At 41.4% G+C, this 4,037-nt stretch carries 3 protein-coding genes; 2 read left to right on the forward strand and 1 reads right to left on the reverse strand.

The genetic code is table 11. The features are described 5' to 3' along the window. Positions 1–778 (reverse strand): IS110 family transposase (locus tag BO222_RS10975; protein ID WP_075817629.1); only part of this gene is annotated, 778 nt, incomplete at its 3' end. A gap of 252 nt (positions 779–1,030) precedes the next feature. On the opposite strand from BO222_RS10975, the gene BO222_RS10980 reads away from it, so the two are divergent. Together BO222_RS10980 and BO222_RS10985 are read left to right on the forward strand one after the other, a co-directional pair. Continuing rightward, positions 1,031–2,395: an LPXTG cell wall anchor domain-containing protein gene (locus BO222_RS10980; protein WP_075820832.1), complete on the forward strand. Its 1,365-nt coding sequence runs from the start codon at positions 1,031–1,033 to the stop codon at positions 2,393–2,395. A gap of 8 nt (positions 2,396–2,403) precedes the next feature. Further along, on the forward strand, positions 2,404–3,762 hold the full coding sequence (locus BO222_RS10985; RefSeq protein ID WP_075820833.1) for an ABC transporter permease: 1,359 nt from the start codon (positions 2,404–2,406) through the stop codon (positions 3,760–3,762). The last annotated feature ends 275 nt before the right edge of the window (positions 3,763–4,037 follow it).

Here is a 4,037-nt window from a genome sequence, read left to right on the forward strand (position 1 = left end):
AGGCAAATTCTCCAGCTGTTGCAAAGCGATTAAAATCTCCAATTTCAGTAATGATCCGCATAGCGATGGGCCTGGTTACTCCTTTGAAGCACGAAAGGGAACTAGCCAGTTCATTGTAATTTTCCTGTTTGGACATTTCGGTGATTCGCTCATCATATCGAGCAATTTTGGTCTCAAGCTCCTCAAGAGTAATGAGATACTCGTCGAGCACCTCGCGATTCATTGGAGACAGCTCCAGGGATTTAAGCCAATCTCTGTGTTTTATAGTCCACTTGGTCTTTCCCTCATCAAAGGTGTAGCCAAGTTTCAACATAAAGGCATTAATCCGCTGTTTGAACTTCTTAATGGTTTCCTGAGTATCTTCACGAAGACGAATAAATGAGCGAACTTCCTGATCTTCCTGAGTAGGAACATAAACAGATCTATAGGTGTCATAGGCTAATGCTTCAGCCAGAGATTTTGCATCTCTGCGATCCGTTTTGCGAACGCGGTCTGTCTGAGCCAGACGGATTGTCGTTGGCGCCATAATCCGGCATTCAAAGCCCATTTTCGTAATTCTTTCATGGAAAGAAAATCCAAGACACCCAGCTTCGTAACCGAAAACGAGTTGAGTTCCAGGTTCAACTTCAGATTCGATTTTCTTGGCATACTTCCAGATCAATCGTGGATCATTATTAATTTTTGTCTGGTGACTATGTGTATTAGAATCTCGATCGAAAGTATCTAAACTGATTGTTTTACTGTGGACATCGCATCCGATAAAAAGTAAGCTTGCCATATAGGTCCTCCTAAGTCATGTGGTAATGACGTTTACTTTTGAATACACCCTAAGTATCCATCTAAATCCACGAATTGGCTTCTGGGGGGCCTTTCATATTATCTAAAACAGAATGAACAGGGAGAACCTGAGCAGACTCAGAATTCAGATGATGGCAATCCTGCTGCAGATCCTGGCACAAATGACCCGGCTCAACCTGACCAAAAGCCGGACAACCCCTCTGATGAACCGGTAAAAATCGGAGAGACGAGTGTGATCGATACGCTGGTTCTGGTTGATGGTCAGGTTGTGGATTCGATCGATGAAAAACAGGATGCTGAAATTCAGGTTGTCCTGAATAATAAAACGGTTAAGACGTCTCAGGTTACAGACTCTAAACCTGGACCAGATCCAGAGAATATTTCAATTGACCGCCTCAGTGATGGTTTTCGTGGCGGAGATCATCCAGAAATTATTCTGGAAAGTGCTCCTGATCAGAAGCTGACCTTAAAAGTTAATTTTAAAAACGTGCGCTGGAGAGGAAAAGATGACCTTTTCAGTTTTCAGCTGAATTTAGGAGATACAACTCAGAAAATTGAAATTCATATTCGTGAAGTAAATCTTTCAAAACCTGAAGAACCAGTTCCAGATGATAATCCAGGTGCTGGAGAAATCCCGGACTTTGGCGGTGATTATGGTGGAGGCTCCTACGGTGGAGGAACCTCAGATCCAGTAAAGATCAACTCAGCCACTCCGAATCTGATTGTCTCGCAATATTCTTTTGGTGGAGACAATGTCAAGGCAGGAAGTAAATTTGAACTGACTCTGACATTTGGCAATACATCAAAAAATTTGAATGTTGAAAACGTAGTGATGAGCATTGAACCTGAAGGAGGATTATCCATAGCTGATGGCAGTAATACCTTCTATTTTGATTCTCTGGGACCTAAAGCAGAAAAGACCCTGAAAATTAATATGAACTCGACGACTCCGGAAAATGGGGCTTCGCCAGCCATCAACATTGCTTTTCGTTATGAATACGTAGATAACGATCAGAGAATGGAAAAAACATCTTCAGAAAAAATCGTTATACCGGTTATTCAAAAAGACAGAATGGAGATTACCGAACCATCCATTACCGAACCAGCCTATATAGGTCAGGAATTTGTATTAAGCTTTCCATATGTCAACAAAGGAAAAGGAACCTTGTACAATGTCGCTTTAAAAGCAGAAGGAGAAGGTTTCTCAACTCTTGTTCCTGTGCAGAACCTGGGAAACTTTGAATCGGGTAAGAGCGGTTCGATGGATTTCGTGATTATTCCTGAACAGCCTGGTGAACTGAAGCTTAAAGTCGTGATTACCTATGAAAATGCGGATGAAAAAGAAATCAAAAAAGAATACCCAGTTACATTGATGGTGCAGGAGATGATGGTCCCGGAAACACCAGTCGTGCCAGAACAGCAGGTTGAACAGTCTTCTTCAAAAACGCCATGGATTATAGCAGCTGCGGCAGTCATTCTAGGCGGACTTGGATTTTTCTTTTATCGAAAAAAGAAGAAAAAAGCGGCTAATCAATCATTAAGCAGCAATCAGGATCTGGAATCCTATTTTGACGATTCTGCTAAGAAAGATGAGTAAACAATCGCATGAAGATTCATGATCTATTTGCGATGGCTGTTTCAAATTTGAAACAGCGCAAATCACGAACCCTGTTAACGTCAATCGGAGTTATGATTGGATGTACCTCCATAGTCGTTATGGTTTCCATTGGGTTTGGTTTAAGTGAAAGTATGACCACCATGCTTGAAGGAATGGGAGATTTGCGCACTATTCAAATTTATGGCAAAACGGACGGCAAGCAGATGAAGCCAGGAGATGAAAAAAACTTTCTGATGGTTCCTAATGTTTCATCCTCCTTATCCAAAACAGCATTCCCCAATGAATGGATGACCGGGGTTTCTGCAAGCAATGACCGCTATAAGACGGACTGGTCGATGATGGCCGCAGTCGATGCATCAAAGATTAAGGAATATGGATATGAAATCACTGATGGAAGTGACTCACTGATTTCTACTAACAGCACCATTCCAATCCTTGTGGGTGAAAATTTCGCCTATAATTTCCGGGATACGATGAGACCTCTTGAATCAGGTTATGTGGATCGCTGGGTATTTGATGAAAATGGAATGCCCTCTGAAGAAAAACCAGAACCATTTTTTGATCCATTCAAACAGGACATGAAACTTTCCATTCAGAATCCGGAAGATCTGAATGCAAGTCCCTATACAGTCACATTGCATCCGGTTGGATTAATGAAAGAAGATTACAATATCGGTCAGGAATCCTCAGATGGGTTTGTCATGAGTGATACAGATCTTAAAAAGATCATTAAAGAAGCTTCGGAAAAATTTGGAATCAAAAAACCGGATGAGACCGTGTCGCAGATCCGGGTCAAAGCACAGGATATTGAAGCTGTTGAAGATGTCGAAAATGCGATTAAACAGCAGGGCTATATGACTTCAAGCATGAAATCCATTCGCGATTCGATGGAAGATCAGTCCCGGATGACTCAGATGATATTAGGTGGAATTGGAGCCATCTCGTTAATTGTTGCCGCAATAGGAATCACCAATACGATGATCATGTCAGTATCAGAACGAACCAGAGAAATTGGAATCATGAAAGCTTTAGGATGTAAAACTGGAGATATCAAAAAGATGTTTTTAAGTGAAGCGGGAATGATTGGAGTTATTGGGGGAATCAGTGGATTAATTTTGTCCTATTTGATTTCAATTGGCATCAATTACATTACTTATTCAATGACGCCAAGGGAAGAATCTTTTTTCACCTTCCTGTTTACTCCTGGAAATCGAGCTTCAGTGATTCCGCTTTGGCTGGTGGTATTCGCCCTGATCTTCTCAGCAATGGTAGGAGTCATTTCTGGATTAATTCCAGCCAATCGATCTGTAAAGATTTCTGCTCTTGAAGCCATTCGACGAGAATAAACAGGATTTGATTCAGGGCAGTACGCAGTACAGAAAAAGAATTGAATGCAAACAAAGTGGTTAATCTTTGGCTGTAGGCTTGAAACAATCCGACAATCAACGATACGAAAAGGGGCTGTTAAATTTCTGACAGTCCAAAAATAAAAAGAGGCACCTGATCCGTAATGGATGAGGTGCCTTTTTTGGTAAAATATGTTCATGCTCAATAAACAAAATTACCAAACACACTATAACTCGATTCAGGGCCGTTTGCCACTGCTCCATTCTCTCTTCCC

The sequence above is a fragment of the Ileibacterium valens genome, assembly GCF_001945525.1.
In the GTDB taxonomy this organism is placed as follows: Bacteria; Bacillota_I; Bacilli_A; order Erysipelotrichales; family Erysipelotrichaceae; genus Ileibacterium; species Ileibacterium valens.